Source organism: Pseudomonas sp. UW4, assembly GCF_000316175.1.
GTDB lineage: Bacteria > Pseudomonadota > Gammaproteobacteria > Pseudomonadales > Pseudomonadaceae > Aquipseudomonas > Aquipseudomonas laurylsulfatiphila.
The window spans coordinates 5768599-5788785 of the sequence record NC_019670.1 but is presented as its reverse complement, the minus strand read 5'-3'; the positions used below and the strand labels follow the sequence as shown (position 1 = coordinate 5788785).

Annotated in this window: 17 protein-coding genes; 10 read left to right on the top strand and 7 right to left on the bottom strand. The window is 60.7% G+C overall.

Annotation, left to right across the window (positions count from 1 at the left end; genetic code table 11):
- Positions 1–17: 17 nt before the first annotated feature.
- Positions 18–1013: a metalloregulator ArsR/SmtB family transcription factor gene (locus tag PPUTUW4_RS25730; RefSeq protein WP_015097168.1), complete on the bottom strand. Its 996-nt coding sequence runs from the start codon at positions 1011–1013 to the stop codon at positions 18–20.
- 262 nt (positions 1014–1275) lie between these two features.
- Between PPUTUW4_RS25730 and tkt the strand changes: the two genes are divergently transcribed.
- The 6 genes from tkt (at position 1276) to fba (ending at position 7637) form a co-directional block, all read left to right on the top strand.
- Positions 1276–3273: a transketolase gene (tkt, locus tag PPUTUW4_RS25725; protein WP_015097167.1), complete on the top strand. Its 1998-nt coding sequence runs from the start codon at positions 1276–1278 to the stop codon at positions 3271–3273.
- 151 nt (positions 3274–3424) lie between these two features.
- Complete coding sequence (epd, locus tag PPUTUW4_RS25720) at positions 3425–4477, top strand: erythrose-4-phosphate dehydrogenase (protein WP_015097166.1); 1053 nt, start codon at positions 3425–3427, stop codon at positions 4475–4477.
- A gap of 12 nt (positions 4478–4489) precedes the next feature.
- Positions 4490–5653 carry a phosphoglycerate kinase gene (locus PPUTUW4_RS25715; RefSeq protein ID WP_007975464.1) on the top strand — a complete coding sequence of 388 codons (1164 nt, stop codon included), beginning with the start codon at positions 4490–4492 and terminating at the stop codon, positions 5651–5653.
- Between the two features lie 35 nt (positions 5654–5688).
- Entirely contained in the window at positions 5689–5910 is a 222-nt protein-coding gene (locus PPUTUW4_RS25710; RefSeq protein WP_015097165.1) for a hypothetical protein, read from the top strand.
- 56 nt (positions 5911–5966) lie between these two features.
- Entirely contained in the window at positions 5967–6308 is a 342-nt protein-coding gene (locus PPUTUW4_RS25705; protein WP_015097164.1) for an MliC family protein, read from the top strand.
- A gap of 264 nt (positions 6309–6572) precedes the next feature.
- Entirely contained in the window at positions 6573–7637 is a 1065-nt protein-coding gene (gene fba / locus PPUTUW4_RS25700; RefSeq protein ID WP_007981624.1) for a class II fructose-bisphosphate aldolase, read from the top strand.
- A gap of 193 nt (positions 7638–7830) precedes the next feature.
- Here the strand turns inward: fba and PPUTUW4_RS25695 are convergent, their stop codons facing one another.
- Positions 7831–8499 carry a polysaccharide lyase family 7 protein gene (locus PPUTUW4_RS25695; protein ID WP_015097163.1) on the bottom strand — a complete coding sequence of 223 codons (669 nt, stop codon included), beginning with the start codon at positions 8497–8499 and terminating at the stop codon, positions 7831–7833.
- 322 nt (positions 8500–8821) lie between these two features.
- On the opposite strand from PPUTUW4_RS25695, the gene PPUTUW4_RS25690 reads away from it, so the two are divergent.
- From PPUTUW4_RS25690 to PPUTUW4_RS25680, 3 genes are read left to right on the top strand one after another with little or no spacing between them, the layout of a single operon-like run.
- Positions 8822–10945, top strand: a complete 2124-nt coding sequence (locus PPUTUW4_RS25690; protein ID WP_015097162.1) for an EAL domain-containing protein — start codon at positions 8822–8824, stop codon at positions 10943–10945.
- A 45-nt stretch (positions 10946–10990) separates the two neighbouring features.
- The gene (locus PPUTUW4_RS25685) at positions 10991–11506 is read left to right on the top strand and encodes a M48 family metallopeptidase (protein ID WP_015097161.1); all 516 of its coding nucleotides are present in this window, start codon (positions 10991–10993) and stop codon (positions 11504–11506) included.
- Positions 11507–11516: 10 nt separating this feature from the next.
- Positions 11517–11813 (top strand): winged helix-turn-helix domain-containing protein, encoded by a 297-nt coding sequence (locus tag PPUTUW4_RS25680; RefSeq protein WP_007894945.1) that lies wholly within the window; start codon positions 11517–11519, stop codon positions 11811–11813.
- A gap of 97 nt (positions 11814–11910) precedes the next feature.
- On the opposite strand, the gene PPUTUW4_RS25675 is transcribed toward PPUTUW4_RS25680, so the two are convergent.
- Positions 11911–12363 (bottom strand): GNAT family N-acetyltransferase, encoded by a 453-nt coding sequence (locus PPUTUW4_RS25675; RefSeq protein ID WP_015097160.1) that lies wholly within the window; start codon positions 12361–12363, stop codon positions 11911–11913.
- 258 nt (positions 12364–12621) lie between these two features.
- On the opposite strand from PPUTUW4_RS25675, the gene PPUTUW4_RS25670 reads away from it, so the two are divergent.
- Positions 12622–13359, top strand: a complete 738-nt coding sequence (locus PPUTUW4_RS25670) for a transporter substrate-binding domain-containing protein (RefSeq protein WP_015097159.1) — start codon at positions 12622–12624, stop codon at positions 13357–13359.
- Between the two features lie 138 nt (positions 13360–13497).
- On the opposite strand, the gene yccS is transcribed toward PPUTUW4_RS25670, so the two are convergent.
- The 4 genes from yccS to mdtD form a co-directional block, all read right to left on the bottom strand.
- On the bottom strand, positions 13498–15681 hold the full coding sequence (gene yccS / locus PPUTUW4_RS25665) for a YccS family putative transporter (RefSeq protein ID WP_007975474.1): 2184 nt from the start codon (positions 15679–15681) through the stop codon (positions 13498–13500).
- A gap of 221 nt (positions 15682–15902) precedes the next feature.
- Complete coding sequence (locus PPUTUW4_RS25660; RefSeq protein ID WP_015097158.1) at positions 15903–17081, bottom strand: NAD(P)/FAD-dependent oxidoreductase; 1179 nt, start codon at positions 17079–17081, stop codon at positions 15903–15905.
- A 152-nt stretch (positions 17082–17233) separates the two neighbouring features.
- Positions 17234–18619, bottom strand: coding sequence for an ATP-dependent RNA helicase DbpA (gene dbpA, locus PPUTUW4_RS25655; RefSeq protein ID WP_007975477.1), 1386 nt, complete (start codon positions 18617–18619; stop codon positions 17234–17236).
- A 57-nt stretch (positions 18620–18676) separates the two neighbouring features.
- Entirely contained in the window at positions 18677–20104 is a 1428-nt protein-coding gene (gene mdtD / locus PPUTUW4_RS25650) for a multidrug transporter subunit MdtD (protein WP_015097157.1), read from the bottom strand.
- Positions 20105–20187 lie beyond the last annotated feature (83 nt).

Sequence of the window (20187 nt, the reverse complement as noted above, 5' to 3'; positions counted from 1 at the left end):
TCGATGTTTTCCTGAAATTACCGATGGTGAGTGTCGCCAGCCGGTCGCTGAAAGTGGCGGACCTGGATCTGGAAACCATTACGTAAGCCTACATAGAGGCTTTCCCCGGGAACGAGTCCCGCAGCGGTGGCCCAACGGGCCAGATCGTCCTGTTCAAACCCCAGCCAGAGATCACCGCAGGCCTCCTTGGCCCAACTCTGGTTGTGGCTGCATAACTCTGTCACTAACAGGCTACCGCCTGGTTGCAGCAAATTGGCCATGTGCCTGAGCGCATCGGCCGGCGCGGCAAAATGGTGCAGCACCATGTTCAGTACCACGCAATCGGCCTTGAGGCTGACGCCGTTCAATGCATCGGCCAGTTGCAGGCTAACGTTAGTCAGCTTGTCGCGTTCGCAGACCTGGCGTGCCAGTTCGAGCATCGCGGTGCTGTTGTCCAGCGCCGTGACCTGCGAGAAGCGGCGCGCCAGTTCCGGCAGGAATGCGCCATCGCCGGGGCCGACTTCAATGGCCGTGGCGTCTTTGTCCAGGCTCAACTTGTCGAGCAGGGCCACCACGCTTTCGCGGTACTGCGGCAGGCCGGCGATCAAGTCTTGCTGGGCGCGAAACTTCTCCGCTACCCGTGAGAAAAAGTCCTGGCTGGCGGCTGCCCGTTGCCCGTGGACCTGGGCGATGCGCGCCTGCACATCGGCTGGCAGCGTCAGGTTGTCCACTTCTTCGAGCAGGGCAGCGTGCAATTTGCCGCCCAGCAGTTCGGTATGGGGCAGGGCGCGACGGTAAAAAATCGCATTGCCTTCGCGGCGCGTTGCCACCAGGCCGGCCTGGGCCAGGACCTTGAGGTGGTGGCTCATGCCTGACTGGCCGATGCCGAAGATCTGCGCCAGTTCCAGCACGCCAAACGAATCGTTGGCCAGTGCGCGCAAAACATTCAACCGCAGGGGATCGCCGCCAGCCTTGCACAAGGCCGCCAGCTCATCGCAATCGTCATGTTGAATGGAGGGCACGCGTAAATTCATAAGGCCGGCAGTCTAGTCACGGGTCGAAGGCATCGCAAGAGCAATATCAAAAAGTTTTGATATTGCTCGATAGATGGCACTTCTTGACGTTAGCTTCAGTCAACAAACCGATGGCGGAAAGGTTTCATCAGGCGAATACGTCGTTATCCATTGGAAAAACGCCTTCAGATGACTATCTGTCATTGCCCCGAGGCGTCCGGGTGAGGGAAAATGCTCGCCTTTTTTCCGTTTCGTTTTATTCAAGTCCCCCAGGAGAACAGCGATGCCTAGCCGTCGTGAGCGTGCCAACGCCATTCGTGCCCTCAGCATGGATGCCGTGCAAAAAGCCAACAGCGGCCATCCCGGTGCCCCAATGGGTATGGCGGATATCGCCGAGGTACTTTGGCGCGACTACCTCAAGCACAACCCGAGCAATCCATCGTTCGCCGACCGTGACCGCTTCGTGCTGTCCAACGGCCACGGCTCGATGCTGATCTACTCGCTGCTGCACCTGACCGGCTACGACCTGTCGATCGATGACCTCAAGCAGTTCCGTCAACTGCACAGCCGCACCCCGGGCCACCCGGAACTTGGCTACACCCCGGGCGTTGAAACCACCACCGGTCCACTGGGCCAGGGCCTGGCCAACGCCGTGGGTTTTGCCCTGGCTGAAAAAGTCATGGCGGCGCAGTTCAACCGTCCTGGCCACAACATCATCGACCACCACACCTATGTGTTCCTGGGTGATGGCTGCATGATGGAAGGCATTTCCCACGAAGTCGCTTCCCTGGCCGGTACCCTGGGCCTGGGCAAGCTGATCGCCTTCTACGACGACAACGGTATCTCCATCGACGGCGAAGTCGAAGGCTGGTTCACCGATGACACGCCGAAGCGTTTCGAATCCTACAACTGGCAAGTGATCCGCAACGTTGACGGTCACGATCCGGAAGAGATCAAGACCGCGATCGACACTGCGCGCAAAAGCACGCAGCCAACCCTGATCTGCTGCAAGACCACCATCGGCTTCGGTTCGCCGAACAAGCAAGGCAAGGAAGACTGCCACGGCGCCCCGCTGGGTGACGCGGAAATCGCCCTGACCCGTGCGGCGCTGAAGTGGAACCACGGCCCGTTCGAAATCCCGGCCGACATCTACGCCGAGTGGGACGCCAAGGAAGCAGGTAAGGCTGTCGAAGCCGAGTGGGACCAGCGTTTCGCTGCTTACTCCGCTGCCTTCCCGACTGAAGCCAACGAACTGATTCGTCGCCTGAGCGGTGAACTGCCAGCTGACTTCAGCGAAAAAGCCGCGGCCTACATCGCCGAAGTGGCTGCCAAGGGCGAAACCATCGCCAGCCGTAAAGCCAGCCAGAATGCACTGAACGCATTTGGCCCGCTGCTGCCCGAGTTCCTCGGCGGTTCGGCTGACCTGGCCGGTTCCAACCTGACCCTGTGGAAAGGTTGCAAAGGCGTTACCGCCGAAGACGCCAGCGGCAACTACATGTACTACGGCGTGCGCGAGTTCGGCATGACCGCGATCATGAACGGCGTTGCCCTGCACGGCGGCCTGGTGCCTTACGGCGCGACCTTCCTGATGTTCATGGAGTACGCCCGCAACGCAGTGCGCATGTCGGCCCTGATGAAGCAGCGCGTGATCCACGTCTACACCCACGACTCCATCGGTCTGGGCGAAGACGGCCCGACTCACCAGCCAATCGAGCAACTGGCCAGCCTGCGCTGCACCCCGAACCTCGACACCTGGCGTCCAGCCGACGCCGTTGAATCGGCGGTGTGCTGGAAGTATGCGCTGGAGCGCAAGGACGGCCCTTCGGCCCTGATCTTCTCGCGTCAGAACCTGCAGCACCAAACCCGCAATGCGATTCAGATCGAAGAGATCGCGCGTGGCGGTTACGTGTTGAAGGACTGCGCGGGCGAGCCTGAGCTGATCCTGATCGCTACCGGTTCGGAAGTCGGCCTGGCTGTTCAGGCCTTCGACAAACTGACCGAGCAGGGCCGTAAGGTTCGCGTGGTTTCCATGCCGTGCACCAGCGTGTTCGATGCCCAGGACGCCGGCTACAAGCAATCGGTCCTGCCGTTGCAGGTCAGCGCACGTATCGCCATCGAGGCCGCTCACGCGGACTACTGGTACAAGTACGTGGGCCTGGAAGGCCGTGTGATCGGCATGACCACCTACGGCGAGTCGGCGCCTGCGTCGGCCCTGTTCGAAGAGTTCGGCTTCACCCTGGAAAACATCCTGGGTCAGGCTGAAGAGCTGCTGGAAGACTAAATCCGGAAATCGGGTTGTCTGAACTGACGCTATCGCGAGCAAGCTCGCTCCCACATGGACGGTGTATACCCTGTGGGAGCGAGCTTGCTCGCGATGACAATGGAACATTCAACGCTGCACTAACGGATTCACCACGGTAATCGAGAACCCCATGCCTCAACCGCGTCCCTACAAAGTTGCACTCAACGGCTACGGCCGGATTGGTCGTTGCGTCTTGCGTGCGTTGTTCGAGCGAGGCTCGACGGCTGGGTTCGAGATTGTCGCGATCAACGATCTGGCGGACATGGCCAGCATCGAATACCTGACACGCTTCGACTCCACCCATGGCCGGTTCCCCGGCGAAGTGAAAGTCGACGGCGATTGTCTGCATATTAATGGCGACTGCGTGAAGGTCCTGCGCAGTGCCACCCCCGAAGGCATCGATTGGGCATCTTTGGGCATTGATCTGGTGCTGGAGTGCTCCGGCGCTTACCACACTCGCGAGGACGGCCAGCGTTTCCTCGACGCCGGCGCCCCGCGTGTGCTGTTTTCCCAGCCGATGGCCAGCGAGACGGATGTCGACGCGACCATCGTCTACGGCGTGAACCAGGATTGCCTGACCGGCGATGAACTGCTCGTGTCCAACGCGTCCTGCACCACCAACTGTGGCGTGCCGCTGTTGCGCCTGCTGAATCAGGCCATTGGCCTGGATTACGTGTCGATCACCACCATTCACTCGGCGATGAACGATCAGCCGGTCATCGATGCCTATCACCACGAAGACCTGCGCCGCACCCGTTCGGCGTTCCAGTCGGTGATTCCGGTGTCCACCGGTCTGGCGCGCGGTATCGAACGCCTGTTGCCGGAACTTGCCGGACGAATTCAGGCCAAAGCCGTGCGGGTGCCGACGGTCAACGTGTCCTGCCTCGACATCACGATGCAGACTGCCACCGCGACCGACGCCACCGAGGTCAACCGGATCCTGCGCGAAGCCGCCACCAGCGGCCCGCTCAAAGGCCTGCTGGCTTACACCGAGTTACCCCACGCAAGCTGTGATTTCAACCATGACCCACATTCGGCGATCGTCGATGCCAGTCAGACCCGCGTTTCCGGCCCACGGCTGGTGAACATCCTGGCCTGGTTCGACAACGAATGGGGTTTTGCCAACCGAATGCTGGACGTTGCAGAACACTATCTGCAAACAGCAACTTCAAAAAAACCGTAGGAAGTGCGACCCATGACCGTGTTGAAGATGTCCGACCTCGATCTGCAAGGTAAGCGCGTATTGATCCGCGAAGACCTCAACGTCCCAGTCAAGGACGGTGTTGTCACCAGCGATGCGCGTATCCTGGCCTCGCTGCCGACCATCAAGCTGGCCCTGGAAAAAGGCGCGGCCGTGATGGTCTGCTCGCACCTTGGCCGTCCGACCGAAGGCGAGTTCTCGGCCGAGAACAGCCTCAAGCCGGTTGCCGACTACCTGAGCCGTGCCCTGGGCCGTGAAGTGCCGCTGGTGGCCGATTACCTGGGCGGTGTTGACGTCAAGGCCGGCGACATCGTGCTGTTCGAAAACGTGCGCTTCAACAAAGGCGAGAAAAAGAACGCCGACGAACTGGCCCAGCAATATGCCGCCCTGTGCGACGTGTTCGTTATGGACGCCTTCGGCACCGCTCACCGTGCCGAGGGTTCGACCCACGGCGTGGCCAAGTTCGCCAAAGTCGCCGCTGCCGGCCCGCTGCTGGCCGCTGAACTGGACGCACTGGGCAAGGCCCTGGGCGCCCCGGCCCAGCCGATGGCGGCCATCGTCGCCGGTTCCAAGGTGTCGACCAAGCTCGACGTACTGAACAGCCTGAGCCAGATCTGCGATCAGTTGATCGTCGGCGGCGGCATTGCCAACACCTTCCTGGCCGCTGCCGGTCACCCGGTCGGCAAGTCGCTGTACGAGCCGGACCTGCTCGACACTGCTCGCGCCATCGCCGCCAAAGTCAGCGTGCCGCTGCCAGTGGACGTGGTGGTTGCCAAGGAATTCGCTGAAAGCGCCGCTGCAACCGTCAAGCTGATCGCTGACGTCGCTGCCGACGACATGATCCTGGACATCGGCCCGCAGACCGCCGCGAACTTCGCCGAACTGCTGAAATCGTCAAAGACCATCCTGTGGAATGGTCCGGTCGGCGTGTTCGAGTTCGACCAGTTCGGCAATGGCACCAAAGTGCTGGCCCAGGCCATCGCAGACAGCGCGGCGTTCTCCATTGCCGGCGGTGGCGACACCCTGGCAGCCATCGACAAATATGGCGTGGCCGAGCAGATCTCCTACATTTCTACCGGTGGTGGCGCGTTCCTCGAGTTCGTCGAAGGCAAGGTGCTGCCAGCCGTTGAAGTCCTGGAAAGCCGGGCCAAGGCCTGAGGGTCGCCCGTTTGACCAGGCAAGGGAGTGTTGACATGGTCAAGACGTTAGCGCTGTTGATCGTCGCAGGTTCGCTGGTGGCGTGCGGGAGTAACCCGAAGGCCACTGCGGAACCGGCGCCGTCCGAGTTGGACAAGGGCTGCTACCAGGCTGACTGGCAGGCCGAAACCAACCCGGTGCTCAACAAGCGTTCCGGGCCCGAAGGCCTGGACAAATACGAGACCCGGACGCCCGCCAAGGAACATGGCTGCCCTTGACGGGTCTGACTCATTACTCAGGGCTGGCAGCGTGCGCCGCCAGTCGAGGGACACGGATGAAAGGTTTTATCGCCGTTACGGCGCTGGCGCTGTTGGCCGGTTGTGCTCAGATGGATCAGTTGAACCCGTTCCAGTCGTCCGCGCCTGTGGATAACTGGACCACCTGGACCTGCGACAGCCAGGCCAAAGTGCTGTGGCGCTACACCGACGACAGCCGCAACGAAGTCGATGTGCGCCTTGGCGGTGCCGATCAGGTCTACCGCTTGAAGCAGGAACCGGGTGCATCGGGCTCGCTGTACAGCAATGACATGCTGGCGTTTCACATAAAAGGTGAGGAAGGCCTGGTTTACTGGGTCGCCACCAATGATTTGATCGGCCGTGGCTGTAAGGCTGATTAACACGATTGATTTGACGTACAGAGATCCAAATGTGGGAGCGGGCTTGCTCGCGAAAGCGGTGGATCAGCTTGCATAGATGTTGAATGTTGAGCCGCATTCGCGAGCAAGCCCGCTCCCACAAGGGTTCTATGCAGTTCTTGAGATTTTGGCATCACCCGAATTCGCAGCCCGGGCTCAACCCCCGATCTGCAATAACTTGAATAGCCGCCGCCGCTACGGCAGGCTGGCACGATTAACGACCCTCAACCGGGAGAGACACACACAATGGCACTTATCAGTATGCGCCAGATGCTGGACCACGCAGCCGAGTTCGGCTACGGCGTTCCAGCCTTCAACGTCAACAACCTTGAGCAGATGCGCGCCATCATGGAAGCCGCTGACAAGACTGACTCCCCGGTGATCGTCCAGGCTTCGGCCGGTGCTCGCAAATACGCCGGTGCACCGTTCCTGCGTCACCTGATCCTGGCGGCAATCGAAGAATTCCCGCACATCCCGGTGTGCATGCACCAGGACCACGGCACCAGCCCTGACGTCTGCCAGCGCTCCATCCAGCTGGGCTTCAGCTCGGTGATGATGGACGGTTCCCTGGGCGAAGACGGCAAGACCCCGACCGACTACGACTACAACGTGCGCGTCACCCAGCAGACCGTGGCCATGGCCCACGCCTGCGGTGTTTCGGTAGAAGGCGAACTGGGCTGCCTGGGTTCGCTGGAAACCGGCATGGCCGGTGAAGAAGACGGCATCGGCGCCGAAGGCGTTCTGGATCACAGCCAGATGCTGACCGACCCGGAAGAAGCCGCTGACTTCGTAAAACGCACTCAGGTTGATGCCTTGGCCATTGCCATCGGCACCAGCCACGGCGCTTACAAGTTCACCAAGCCGCCTACCGGCGACGTGCTGGCGATCGACCGCATCAAGGAAATCCACAAGCGCATTCCGAACACTCACCTGGTGATGCACGGTTCGTCTTCGGTTCCGCAAGAGTGGCTGGCGATCATCAACCAGTACGGCGGCGACATCAAGGAAACCTACGGCGTACCGGTTGAAGAAATCGTCGAAGGCATCAAGCACGGCGTGCGCAAGGTCAACATCGACACCGACCTGCGCCTGGCATCCACTGGCGCCATGCGTCGCCTGATGGCCACCAACCCGAGCGAGTTCGACCCACGTAAATTCTTCGGCGCCACCGTCACCGCCATGCGCGACGTGTGCATCGCTCGCTACGAAGCCTTCGGCACTGCCGGCAACGCTTCGAAGATCAAGGCGATCTCCCTGGAAGGCATGTATCAGCGTTACCTGAAAGGTGAGTTGAACGCCAAGGTCAACTAAGACCGGGCGTTAAGCTGCACAAACGAAGAACCCGCCGCGAGGCGGGTTTTTTGTGGGCGATGATCCATGGTCGACGCGGTCAGTGTGGGAGCGGGCTTGCTCGCGAAAGCGTTGTGTCATTCAACATCAATGTCGCCTGATGTTACGCCTTCGCGAGCAAGCCCGCTCCCACAGGGTCAACGGTGCCCCGACATCATTGATTGTGATCGATATCCAGCTTGCTGAAGGTCACTTTCCCGCCTTCGGTGGTGTACCCGGTGTTGTCCTGCACATAGACCCCGGCCTTGAAGTACAGCGGCTTGTTGCGCCAGGTTGTGCTGATTTGCGTATCCCACTGATAACCTGCCGCGCTGATGCCCAAGGCCCCGCCGGGGCTGAGGTGGATGAGGTAGTTGAACTCCTGGTCGAGTTTCACCCCCGTCGCAACAATGATCACCCGGCCTGTATCGTCATCGGGATGCATCCGGACCTTGGCGACGATATTGCCGGTGGCCGTACTGGTTTTGTATTGGTACTCGACCTTCACCAGAGGTTTCTGGCTTTGATAGGCATGGATCTGGCCGATGACGATTTTCCCGGAGCTCGGCACCTGGTTCACTGCCAGCGTGGCATACAACAAATTGTCGGCCTGCGGGTAATACCAGTTTTTCAACGTGCCGTTGCTGTAGGTTTCACGTAATTCGGTGCGCGGATAAATCGCGTTTTCGGTACGGGAGCCGGTCACGGGCGTCCAGAAAAACAATGTGCCGGTGTCGGAATGGAAGTATTGATCCTTGAAGCCATCCACCAGTTTGGCGGTTTCGACGGTGTACGGCGGGCTGCCAACGGGAACGCTGAGGTTCCAGGTTGCGAGATCGATCATGTCGGTTCTTCCACTGGGTTCATGCTGCACGGGCGTGCCAGAAGCTCTAGACCGCACCTTTGAGGCGGCCTTTATAATCGTAGCGGGGTATTTTGTTAACGCTCGTCTGACGGGTGGTTGACGTCAACATCCTGTCGAAATGCCATCTTTCCCGGATTTATGGGGCTGAGCCATCGACCGTTAGTCGGCAAAAAGTCACAATGGTGAATGCTGGCTCACTGATACCTTCTGCTTTTGCAGAACCGGGTCTAGAGTCAAGGCACAGTATTTGTCCGGTTTTCACGAGAAACCGGCCTGACGCCCCCGCAATTAGAGAAGCAGCATGGAATGCGCGCAACCCACGCCAGTAGAAGGCGGCTCAACCCTTTTAGTCGTAGACGATTACCCTGAAAACCTGATCAGCATGCGCGCGTTGTTACAGCGCCAGGGCTGGCGGGTCATTACTGCCACCTCGGGATTCGACGCCCTCGGCTTGTTACTTGAACACGATATCGACCTGGTGTTGCTGGACGTGCAGATGCCGGGCATGGACGGTTATGAAGTGGCGCGCCTGATGCGCGGTAGCCAGCGGACCCGCCTCACGCCGATCATTTTCCTGACCGCCAATGAACAGTCCCAGGACGCGGTCATCAAGGGCTATGCCAGCGGTGCGGTGGATTACCTGTTCAAGCCGTTCGACCCGCAGATTTTCACGCCCAAGGTCCAGGCGTTGCTCGAACACCAGCGCAACCGCCGGGCCTTGCAGCGCTTGAGTCATGATCTGGAGTCCGCCCGGGCCTTTAATGCATCGGTGCTGGATAACGCGGCCGAAGGCATTCTGGTGTTGGGTGAGGACGGCCTGATCCGTTTTGCCAATCCGGCGATGTCGCGGCTGCTCAATGCCCCGGTGCAGGAACTGCAAGGCAAGGAGTTTCTCGACTATCTGCAAAAGCCCCATGTCCCGGTCTGGGCCGACTCCGAGTTTTTCACGGGCTACAAACGTGGCGAAACCTTGCGCCTGCACGATGCTCTGCTGCGTACGACGCGTGGCCAGCAGGTGCCGGTGGCCTTGTCTTGTGCGCCATTGCCTGTCGAGCAACATGCAATGGTCGTGACCGTACTGGACATGTCGGTGGTGCGCCATCTGCATCAGCAACTGGAGTTTCAGGCGGTCACCGATCCGCTGAGCGGATTGCTCAACCGCCGCGGTTTCTACCAGACCGTAGAGAACCTGCTGTTGCGCGGTGAGCGTTCCGACAGTTCCTGGGTCTTGATGTATCTGGACCTCGACGGCTTCAAGCGCGTCAATGATTCGCTCGGGCACGATGCCGGCGATCGGGTGCTGCGCTGGGTCTCCGAACAATTGAAGGCTTGCTTGCGGCCCTTCGACATTCTGGCGCGGATGGGTGGCGATGAATTCACCGCGCTGCTGGATCTGGAGTTTCCCGAGCAAGCGGCGAAGATTGCCGAAAAGCTCATCGAGCGCGTGTCGATCTGTCAGCAGGTCGACGGCCTCGATATCGCCCTGGGTGCCAGTATCGGCATTGCTACGTTCCCCGAATGTGGTGCCAATCTCGACGGGATGCTGCGGGCGGCCGACATCGCCATGTACGAAGCCAAGCGTGCCGGTCGTCAGCAATATCGCTTCTACGATCACGAAATGAACGGCCGGGCGCGCTCGCGGCTGATGCTCGAAGAAAGTGTGCGCACGGCCATCGAGAACCGGGATTTCAACCTGGTGTATCAGCCTCAGGTTGCGATTGCGGACGGGCGGATTCGTGGCTTCGAGGCCTTGCTGCGCTGGCAGCATCCGAGCGTAGGCGACGTGCCGCCGGGGCTGTTTTTGCCATTGCTGGAAGAGGCGCGGCTGATCAGTCGTCTGGGCAGCTGGATCTACCACCGCAGCGCGGGGCAGCGCAAAGCCTGGGAAACCCTGTTCACCGATGATCTGGTGCTCGGCGTCAGCTTGAGCAGCACGCAGTTCGGCATGCCCAACCTGGTCACCGAACTGCGCCAGGTGCTGGAGCGCCATGGCTTGCAGCCGCGTCATCTGGAGGTCGAGATCACGGAAGAGGCCTTGATGCATCACCCCGAGGAAACCCGCAAGCAGTTACGCCTGTTGCACAATCTGGGCGTACGAGTGGCATTGGATGACTTCGGGGTCGGCCCGTGCTCCCTGTCGCACCTGCGCGACCTGGAGCTGGACACCCTCAAGCTCGACCGCCATTTGATAGCCCGCTTGCCGGACTCGGTACGGGATGCGGCGCTGGTGCGCAGTGTGATCGACCTGTGCAAACAGTTCGGGGTGCTGGTGATTGCCGAAGGGGTGGAGACCGTCGCGCAGTATGAATGGCTGCGGGCCAACGGCTGCGAATATGTGCAAGGCTTTCTGGTGGCCCGACCGATGATGGCCGAGGATGCCGGGGTCTTTGTCCAGCCGTTTGACTGGAGCGCGCTGCCCCGCTGAATTCGCTACACTGGCGACCTTTCAGTGACCTGTATTGCCGCCCCGATGACCGTGTTGAAATATCTCCAGGCCTATCCCGCCACCTTGCAGGATCAAGTGCGCCAGCTGATCGCCGACGGTCGGCTGGGCGATTACCTGAGCCAGCGTTACCCGCAAAAGCACGGTGTACAGAGCGACAAGGCGCTGTACACCTATGCCCTGGACCTCAAGCAGGAATACCTGCGTAATGCTCCGGCCATCGACAAGGTGCTGTTCGACAACCGCCTGGACCTCACTCACCGTGCCCTTGGCCTGCACACCACGATCTCCCGGGTGCAAGGCGGCAAGCTCAAGGCCAAGAAGGAAATCCGCATCGCTTCGCTGTTCAAGGAAGCGCCTTGCGAGTTCCTGAAAATGATCGTGGTGCATGAGCTGGCGCACTTCAAGGAATCGGAGCACAACAAGGCTTTCTACAAATTGTGCGAGCACATGCTGCCGGGGTATCACCAGGTGGAGTTCGATGTGCGGGTGTACCTGACGTGGCGGGATCTGCAGGCGCTGCCTCAGGCTGCGATCTTTTAAGGAGCAATGGATGGACGTGAGCAAGACCAAGAGCAGCTTCTATCGCCGTTTGTATGTGGCGTACCTGATCGACAGCGGACTGGCCAGCAGCGTCCCGGCGCTCACCGAAGTGACCGGCATGCCCCGGCGCACGGCGCAGGACACCATCGCGGCGTTGGCGGATCTGGATATCGTCTGTGAATTCGAGCAGGAAGAGGGCGCGCGCAACCATGCGGGGCGCTATCGGATTCGCGAGTGGGGTGCGATTGATCGAGGGTGGATCGAGCGTAATCTGCGGCAGATCAAGGCGGTGTTGGAGTATCCCTGAAATCTTTCAGTGGTTTGACTGACGCCTTCGCGAGCAAGCCCGCTCCCACACTGGAATGCGGTCCCCTGTGGGAGCGGGCTTGCTCGCGAAGAGGCCCTTACGGACGACGCATGCCAATGTGTGGAATGCCATCTTCCACATATTCCTCACCCGCCACGACAAAGCCATAGCGCCCGTAATACCCCTGCAAATGCGCCTGGGCCGAGAGGTAGACCGGCAGGCCTGGCCAGTACTTCTCGATCTGTTTCAGCGCCTGATCCATCAGTTCATGCCCCAGGCCCACGCCGCGTGCCTGCGGGGCAATGATCACCCGCCCGATCACCACGTCGCCGCCCTGCGATTGCGGGTCAAGCAACCGCAGGTAGGCCACCAGTTGGTTACCGTCCCAGGCCATCACGTGGCAGGTGTCGCCCTCCAGGTCCTGGCCATCGATATCCTGGTAAACGCATTTCTGCTCGACGACGAACACTTCTGCGCGCAGCTGCAAAATGGCGTACAGCTGCTCCTTGCCCAGGTCGCTGTGATGTTTGCAGATCCAATCGACTGTCATGTTTTGATTCCCTGAAAACGTCGTTCCGATACTAAGCGCACTCACGCCAGAAGTCTTTATGGCAGGAGAATCTGTGACAAAGGCCAAAATGCCATCATTCATTTCTCGCGTGGATGTCTTCTTTGTGTAATCTGGATCGAAGCGCTGTGCTGTGGCTTCGCTGAGCTAATGTTGAGTGCCCGGGTATTGCCGGATCAGGGGCCTTGGGTTTTTGGCTGAAAACACGTCGGGCAATCGCCCGCTAAGGATTTTTCTAGCATGCCGCGATTGCATCGAGCTTTTGCCTTGATTGGATTGCTGTTGCTGGTTCAGGGGGCAGCGGCAGAAAAACTGCGGTTGGTCGCTGATGCCTGGCCACCCTTTACCGATGCCACGCTCATCAATGGTGGTCTGGCGACGGACATTGTCAGTACCGCGCTCGCCAGGGCCGGCTATGCCAGTGAGTTTGAACAAGTGCCCTGGGCGCGGGCCTTGATGGGGTTGGGTGAGGGTCGATATGACGTGCTGGTCAACGCCTGGTACACCGAGGAGCGGACAAGACTCGGCCAGTTTTCCGGCGAATACCTGCTCAACCGCGTACGTTTTCTCAAGCGTAAAGACGCGCCCATCGAATTCAATAACCTGCAGCAATTGCACACTTATCCGATTGCCATCGTGCGCGGTTACGCCTATTCGCCCGGGTTCGACAACGATGACTCGTTGCAGAAAGTCCCCGTGCACAGCTTCGCCATGGCCGTGCGTATGGTCGCTGCCGACCGGGTCAAACTGACGCTGGAAGATGAGTACGTCGCCCGCTATTACCTGGCCCGCGAGTCACCCAAGGTACGAAACGCCGTGGAATTCCTGCCCAAGGCCCTGAGCGAGAACAGCCTGCATATTCTGGTCAGCCTGAAGAACCCGCAGCATGAGCAGATCGTTGCCGGGTTCGACCGGGAGATTGCGGCGATGAAGGCGGATGGCAGTTATGAAAAGTTGATGAAGCAGCATGGGATGTGAGTAGGCGGGCCAGAGTCTGTGGTGTTTTTGCTGGCCTCTTCGCGAGCAAGCCCGCTCCCACACTGGATTTACGTCGCTCACAGAACCCCTGTGGGAGCGGGCTTGCCCGCGAAGGGGCCGGTACAGCCAGCCTGAATCTCAATCCTCACTGGTGTCCTTGATGAGATGCGCCGCCAGTGTCCGCAACGGCCCGAGTTGCCGGCAGATCAATGCCAACTGCGTCTGCACCAGCCGCTGGCCTTCGTCGATTTCATCCGGCATCTGTTCCAGCTCATTGGCCAGTGCTTCTTCTTCATCGCTCTGGATCGCAATCGAAGCCTTGCTCGCCAGCCCCTGGGCGATCTCGTCGATGCTGGCAGCCAGTTTCACCCCGGCCCCCTCGATCAACTGTTCACGCACGTCTGCCGGCAGTTGGGTTTCCCGGTGCGCTCCCAGGCCTGACAGGTAACTGAGCAGCGTGTGCGACAGCACCAGGAAGCGGAAGCCCACGTCCGCTTCTTTTCGGAAATGCCCCGGCTCCATCAGCATATTGGCCAGCGTGGTCGACAGCGCCGCGTCGGCGTTGTGCGCGTTGCGGCGGGCCAGGCGGTAGGCCAGGTCGTCGCTTTTGCCCGCTGCGTACTGCTGCATGATCTGGCGCAGGTAAATGCTGTTGCAGGCCAGGGTGTTGGCCAGCACTTTGTTCAGGCGCCGGCCCTGCCAGTCCGGCAGGAACAGGAACACCGCCAGCCCGGCGATCAGGCTGCCGAGCAAGGTATCGAACAACCGTGGCAGGAACAATCCGTAACCGTCACCCACCTGGTTGAAGCAGAACAGCACCATCAGGGTGATTGCCGCCGTCGCCAGGGTGTAGCGAGTGGTGCGGTTGGTAAAGAACACCACCCCGGCGGCAATGGCGAAGCACGATTGGATCAGCGGGTTCGGGAACAGGTCGAACAGCGCCCAGGCCAACGTCAGGCCGATGGCGGTGCCAATGATCCGTTGACCGAGTTTGCGGCGGGTGGCGCCGTAGTTCGGTTGGCAGACGAACAGCGTCGTGAGGATGATCCAGTAGCCCTGGGACGGGTGGATCAAATGCACCATGGCGTAGCCGATACTCAACGCCAGGGGCAATCGCAGGGCATGACGGAACAGCAACGAGGTCGGCGTCAGCTGCGTGCGCAGGCGAACCCACACGTCCTTGAGGTTGCGGGGCGAACGGTCGAGCAAGCTGCTGTCGGTGGCGTCGGCCAGGGCGTCGGGGTTGCTGGCATCGCTGAGCAAGCGGTCGAGGGTACCTAGGTTCGCTGCCAGTGCGCGCAGCGAACGCAGCAGGCCGCGCCAGGCCGGGTTGCTCTGGATGCGCAGGTGTTCGAGAGAGGCATCCAGATCGCTGAGAGCCTCGGTGAAACTGGCGTCATAGGTGAACGGTTGACGCATCTGGATCGATTCGGCCAGGGCACGGCAGGCTTTGCCTTGCTGACGCAACAGGCGTTGGCAGCGGAACATGACGTCACTGTGGAAAAACGCTTCTGCGAGTGCGTTATACGGATAGTGTGAAGAGCTGGCGCGTTCGTGGATGTCCTGGGCGAGGAAGTACAGTTTCAGGTAGCGGCTGACCTTCGACCCCGGGCGCCCGTTGCCGACCCGGTGCAGGATGATTTCCTTGGCGGCATTCAGTGCCGCCACTACCCGGCCGTTCTGCTGGGCCAGTTCCAGCCGCCGGGCTTCCACGTCCATCTGCCGGATCGGCTCGAACAGCGAGGATTTCAGCTTCAGGTAAAAGCCCAGTTCGCGGAACAACCGCGCCAGGCTCTGCTGCACCGGTTGATTGGAAAACAATGCCTGCCACAACACCGACAGCAGGCCATACCAGGCGGCACCGGCCACCAGCAGCACCGGCTCGTGCCAGACGTCGGTCACCGCGCCGCCACGCTGGTCCACGCCGATCATGGTGTAGACCGACAGGATCAAGGTTGCCGAAGCAATCGCGCCATAGCGCTCGCCGAGAGCGCCGAGCATGGTCAGGCAGAACGCGGCCAGGGCGAAAGCGATGATAAACAGCGAGGGGTAGGGGAAGAGCAGTTCGACGGACAGGGCGGCAACCGCGAAACACACCAGCGTCACCGCCAGCGCGTTGAGACGGCCCTGCCAGCTGTCGTCGGTCTCGGCCAGGGCACTGGCGATAATCCCCAGGAACAACGGGATCAGCAGGCCCATTTCGTCCTGATACCAACACAGCGCCATGGTGCCGGTCAGGGCGATGAATACCCGCACGCTGTAGCTGAATTTATCCAGCGCCCAAAGGCGCCGCAGAGACTGGCGGAACGAAGTCGATGACATGAAGTGCGAAGGCCTTCCGAGGCAATGACGCTAAATTGAGCCACTAATGACGCCGACGCAATGGCGCCGATCACATCAGACAGCAAAATCTGTTCCTTGTCAGGCACTACAAACCACTGTGGGAGCGAGCCTGCTCGCGAATGCAATCTACCAGTTAGCCTTTAAGTTGACTGATACACCGCTTTCGCGAGCAGGCTCGCTCCCACAGGTATTGCGTTGGATCAGACGTACTGCGCCGCGGCGTAACCGGAGGCCCACGCCCACTGGAAGTTGAATCCGCCAAGATGCCCGGTGACATCCAGCACTTCACCAACGAAATACAGGCCCGGGCTTTTCAGCGATTCCATGGTCTTGGACGACACTTCATTGGTGTTGACGCCGCCCAGGGTCACCTCGGCGGTGCGATAACCTTCGGTGCCCGCCGGCACGACTTTCCAGCTCGCCAGTTTCTCGGCGATGTCAGCCAGTTCCGCGTGGGTGTACTGCTTCATCGGTTTGGAGACGAACCAGTTGTCCGCCAGCAGGTTGGCCATCTTCTTGGTGAAGATTTCACCGAGCAGGGTTTTCAGCTCGCTGTTGGGGCGTTCGGCCTGTTGCTGTTGCAGCCAGCCCGGCACGTCGTGATCCGGCATCAGGTTGATCTCGACGGTATCGCCGGACTCCCAGAACGACGAGATCTGCAAAATCGCCGGGCCGCTGAGGCCGCGGTGGGTAAACAGGATGTTCTCGCGGAAGCTCTGGTCGTTGCAGCTCACCAGACAATCCACCGATGTACCGGACAACTCGGTGCACAACACCTTGAGCTGATCGGTGATGGTGAATGGCACCAGACCGGCGCGGGTCGGCAGCAGCTCGTGGCCGAACTGCCTGGCCACCTGGTAACCAAAACCGGTGGCGCCCAGCGTCGGGATCGACAGGCCGCCGGTGGCGATCACCAGGGATTCGCAGGTTATCTGATCGAGCGTCGTGTCCAGCAAATAGCCTTTCTCAAGCTTCTCGATGGTCTGGATAGAGGTGTCCAGGTGCAGGCTGACGCCGACCTGGTCGCACTCGTTCAGCAGCATTTCGAGGATGTCGCTGGATTTGTTATCGCAGAACAACTGGCCGAGTTTTTTCTCGTGGTACGGCACACCGTGCTTGGCCACCATGCCGATGAAATCCCATTGGGTATAGCGGGCCAGGGCGGATTTGCAGAAATGGGCATTCTGCGAGAGAAAATTGCCTGGTTCTGTGTACATGTTGGTGAAATTGCAGCGACCACCGCCAGACATCAGGATTTTCTTGCCGGCCTTGTTGGCATGGTCGAGCAACAGCACTTTGCGCCCGCGCCCGGCGGCGGTTAGTGCACACATCAACCCTGCGGCGCCAGCGCCAATGATCACGACTTCGGTAGAGCGCAAAACGGTGTCCTCTTGATGACTCACCACAAAACAAACCTGTAGGAGCGAGCCTGCTCGCGATGGACGTCAACGATAACGCGGGGTGTCTGATACCCAGCGGTGTTCTGTCGTCCATCGCGAGCAGGCTCGCTCCTACAGGGGGCGATGCGTTCTTACAGGATGCGCACGCGCAACGAACGGCCCTTGATCTTGCCGTCGTTCAAACGCTGCAAGGCCTGCTTGGCGACGCCGCGCTCCACGGCCACATAGGCCTGGAAGTCGAAAATCGCGATCTTGCCGACCTGGGCGCCGGGGATGCCGGCGTCACCGGTCAGTGCGCCAAGAATGTCGCCCGGACGGACCTTGTCCTTGCGGCCGCCAGCGATGCACAGGGTGCTCATCTGCGGCAGCAGCGGACCACCGCCCTTGGAGGTGAGGTTGTCCACCTGATCCCAGGTCAGCGGTGTTTTCTGCAATTGCTCGATGGCTTGTGCACGCTGCGCTTCGGACGGTGCCACCAGGCTGATCGCCAGGCCTTTCTCACCGGCGCGGCCTGTGCGGCCGACGCGGTGGATGTGGATTTCCGAATCACGGGCCAGCTCGACGTTGATCACCATGTCCAGCGAATCGATGTCCAGGCCACGGGCAGCGACGTCGGTGGCGACCAGTACCGAAGTACTGCGGTTGGCGAACATCGCCAGTACCTGGTCGCGGTCGCGCTGTTCCAGATCGCCGTGCAGGCCAACGGCGGAGATGCCTTTGGCGGTCAGGTGATCGACGGTTTCCTGAACCTGCTGCTTGGTGAAGCAGAAGGCTACGCAGGACGCCGGGCGGAAGTGGCCAAGTACCTTGGTCACCGCACTCATGCGGTCATCCGGGGAGATCTCGTAGAAGCGCTGCTCGATCTGCGTGTCGTCGTGGAACGCTTCGGCCTTCACTTGCTGCGGGTTGCGCATGAACTTCGAGGCCAGCTGCTTGATGCCTACCGGGTAGGTCGCGGAGAACAACAGGGTCTGGCGACGCTCCGGGGCCTGCATGATGATTTCTTCGATGGAGTCGTAGAAACCCATGTCGAGCATGCGGTCGGCTTCGTCGAGGATCAGGGTGTTGAGGCCGTGAAGGACCAGCGAGCCCTTGCGCAGGTGCTGCTGGATGCGCCCCGGAGTGCCGACGATGATATGCGCGCCGTGTTCCAGCGAAGCGATCTGCGGGCCGAGGGACACGCCGCCGCACAGGGTCAGGACCTTGATGTTGTCTTCGGCACGGGCCAGGCGACGGATTTCCTTGGCGACCTGGTCGGCCAGCTCGCGGGTCGGGCACAGGATCAGTGCCTGGCAACCGAAGTAACGCGGATTGATCGGGTTCAGCAGGCCGATGCCGAAGGCAGCAGTCTTGCCACTGCCGGTCTTGGCCTGGGCGATCAGGTCCATCCCTTTGAGGATCACCGGCAAGCTTTGCGCCTGGATCGGCGTCATCTGGGCATAACCGAGGGATTCGAGGTTAGCCAGCATGGCGGCAGACAGCGGCAAAGTATTAAATTCGGTGGCGATGGTGGTCACGGGACTGGCCTGCAAAACAAAATGTCGCGCAGTGTACCAGTCCGATGGCCATTCGCCCTAAGGCTCTATGTGTTCTTCCGGACGTTTAACTCGCCGTCCGTCATTTTTTGACAGTTGCGAGAAGATTGTCGCGGCCAGCATTGCCATGATCCCGACAGTCACAAACGTCAGCTGGAATGCCCCCAGGACCGTGTCCACGCCATCATTACCAATCTCCGCCGTAAAGCCGCCGAGCAATGCACCAGCGCAGGCAACGCCCAGGCTCAGGGACAATTGCGCGACCACCGACAGCAGGCTGTTGCCGCTGCTGGCGCTGGCGTCGTCGAGGTCGATCAGGGTCACGGTGTTCATCGCGGTGAACTGCAGGGAGTTGATCGCGCCAAGGATCGCCAGCAGGCACAGCAGCAGCCAATACGGCGTCTGCTCGCTGACCAGGCCCATGCTCGCCAGCATGATGCCCAGTGCCAGGGTGTTGCCGGTGAGCACGATGCGATAACCCAGCCGCTCGATCAGTGGCCGGGCCACCCACTTGGCGATCATCGCCGCAGCGGCTAGCGGCAGCATGCTCATCCCGGCCTGGGACGGCGAATAGCCCAGCGCCACTTGCAGCAGCAACGGCACGAGAAAGGGCAGGGCGCCGCTGCCGAGGCGGGCGAACAGGTTGCCGAGAATGCCCACGGCAAAGGTTCGGGTCTTGAACAGCGACGGAGCGAACAACGGGTTCTCGATGTGTCCGGCGCGCAACCAGTACGCTGCCAGGCACGCCATGCCGCCGAACAGCAGCAACATCACCCGCAGGTGAGGCAGGTGCAATTCGCCCAGGCCTTCCATGGCGATGGTGATCAGAATCATCGCCGCGCCGAACAGCACGAAGCCCAGGCTATCGAAACGGGTGCGTTCCGAGCCGCGCAGGTCCGGGATGAATTTCCATACGGCGTAGCAACCGACCAGTCCCACCGGCAGGTTGATCAGGAAGATCCAGTGCCAGGTCAGGTATTGCACCATCCAGCCGCCCATGGTCGGGCCGATCAAGGGGCCGAGCAGCCCGGGAATGGTGATGAAGCCCATGATCCGCACCAGTTCCGAACGCGGGTAGGCGCGCAGCACCACCAGCCGCCCTACCGGCAGCATCAACGCCCCGCCCAGGCCCTGGATCACCCGGGCGCCGATCAGCAGGCTCAGGCTGCTCGACAATGCGCAGAGCAATGAGCCGAGACTGAACAGCAGGATTGCGCTGAAGAAGATCTTCCTGGTGCCAAAACGGTCGGCGATCCAGCCCGAAGCCGGGATCAGCAAGGCGACCGTGAGCATGTAGGCGATGATCACCCCTTGCATGCGCAATGGGTCTTCGGCCAAGTCGCGGGCCATGGCCGGCAGGGCGGTGTTGAGGATCGTCCCGTCGAGGGACTGCATGAAGAAGGCAATGGCGACGACCCAGGGTATCCAGCGGGCGGTGACAGCGTCGAGAGGCGGGCGGTTGGGCATGGGACCTCTTGTCAGTGTGAATCAGGGAGTCCGTAGTGACTTCTTCGCGAGCAGGCTCGCTCCCACATGGGTGGTGAACATCC

What these genes read in the sequence shown, in the direction of transcription:
- yccS (WP_007975474.1), bottom strand. Translation starts at nt 15,681, where the DNA reads ATGTCATCGACTTCGTTCCGCCAGTCTCTGCGGCGCCTTTGGGCGCTG.
- fba (WP_007981624.1), top strand. Translation starts at nt 6,573, where the DNA reads ATGGCACTTATCAGTATGCGCCAGATGCTGGACCACGCAGCCGAGTTC.
- PPUTUW4_RS25680 (WP_007894945.1), top strand. Translation starts at nt 11,517, where the DNA reads ATGGACGTGAGCAAGACCAAGAGCAGCTTCTATCGCCGTTTGTATGTG.
- PPUTUW4_RS25690 (WP_015097162.1), top strand. Translation starts at nt 8,822, where the DNA reads ATGGAATGCGCGCAACCCACGCCAGTAGAAGGCGGCTCAACCCTTTTA.
- epd (WP_015097166.1), top strand. Translation starts at nt 3,425, where the DNA reads ATGCCTCAACCGCGTCCCTACAAAGTTGCACTCAACGGCTACGGCCGG.
- PPUTUW4_RS25670 (WP_015097159.1), top strand. Translation starts at nt 12,622, where the DNA reads ATGCCGCGATTGCATCGAGCTTTTGCCTTGATTGGATTGCTGTTGCTG.
- mdtD (WP_015097157.1), bottom strand. Translation starts at nt 20,104, where the DNA reads ATGCCCAACCGCCCGCCTCTCGACGCTGTCACCGCCCGCTGGATACCC.
- PPUTUW4_RS25705 (WP_015097164.1), top strand. Translation starts at nt 5,967, where the DNA reads ATGAAAGGTTTTATCGCCGTTACGGCGCTGGCGCTGTTGGCCGGTTGT.
- PPUTUW4_RS25675 (WP_015097160.1), bottom strand. Translation starts at nt 12,363, where the DNA reads ATGACAGTCGATTGGATCTGCAAACATCACAGCGACCTGGGCAAGGAG.
- PPUTUW4_RS25715 (WP_007975464.1), top strand. Translation starts at nt 4,490, where the DNA reads ATGACCGTGTTGAAGATGTCCGACCTCGATCTGCAAGGTAAGCGCGTA.
- tkt (WP_015097167.1), top strand. Translation starts at nt 1,276, where the DNA reads ATGCCTAGCCGTCGTGAGCGTGCCAACGCCATTCGTGCCCTCAGCATG.
- PPUTUW4_RS25710 (WP_015097165.1), top strand. Translation starts at nt 5,689, where the DNA reads ATGGTCAAGACGTTAGCGCTGTTGATCGTCGCAGGTTCGCTGGTGGCG.
- PPUTUW4_RS25685 (WP_015097161.1), top strand. Translation starts at nt 10,991, where the DNA reads ATGACCGTGTTGAAATATCTCCAGGCCTATCCCGCCACCTTGCAGGAT.
- PPUTUW4_RS25695 (WP_015097163.1), bottom strand. Translation starts at nt 8,499, where the DNA reads ATGATCGATCTCGCAACCTGGAACCTCAGCGTTCCCGTTGGCAGCCCG.
- PPUTUW4_RS25730 (WP_015097168.1), bottom strand. Translation starts at nt 1,013, where the DNA reads ATGAATTTACGCGTGCCCTCCATTCAACATGACGATTGCGATGAGCTG.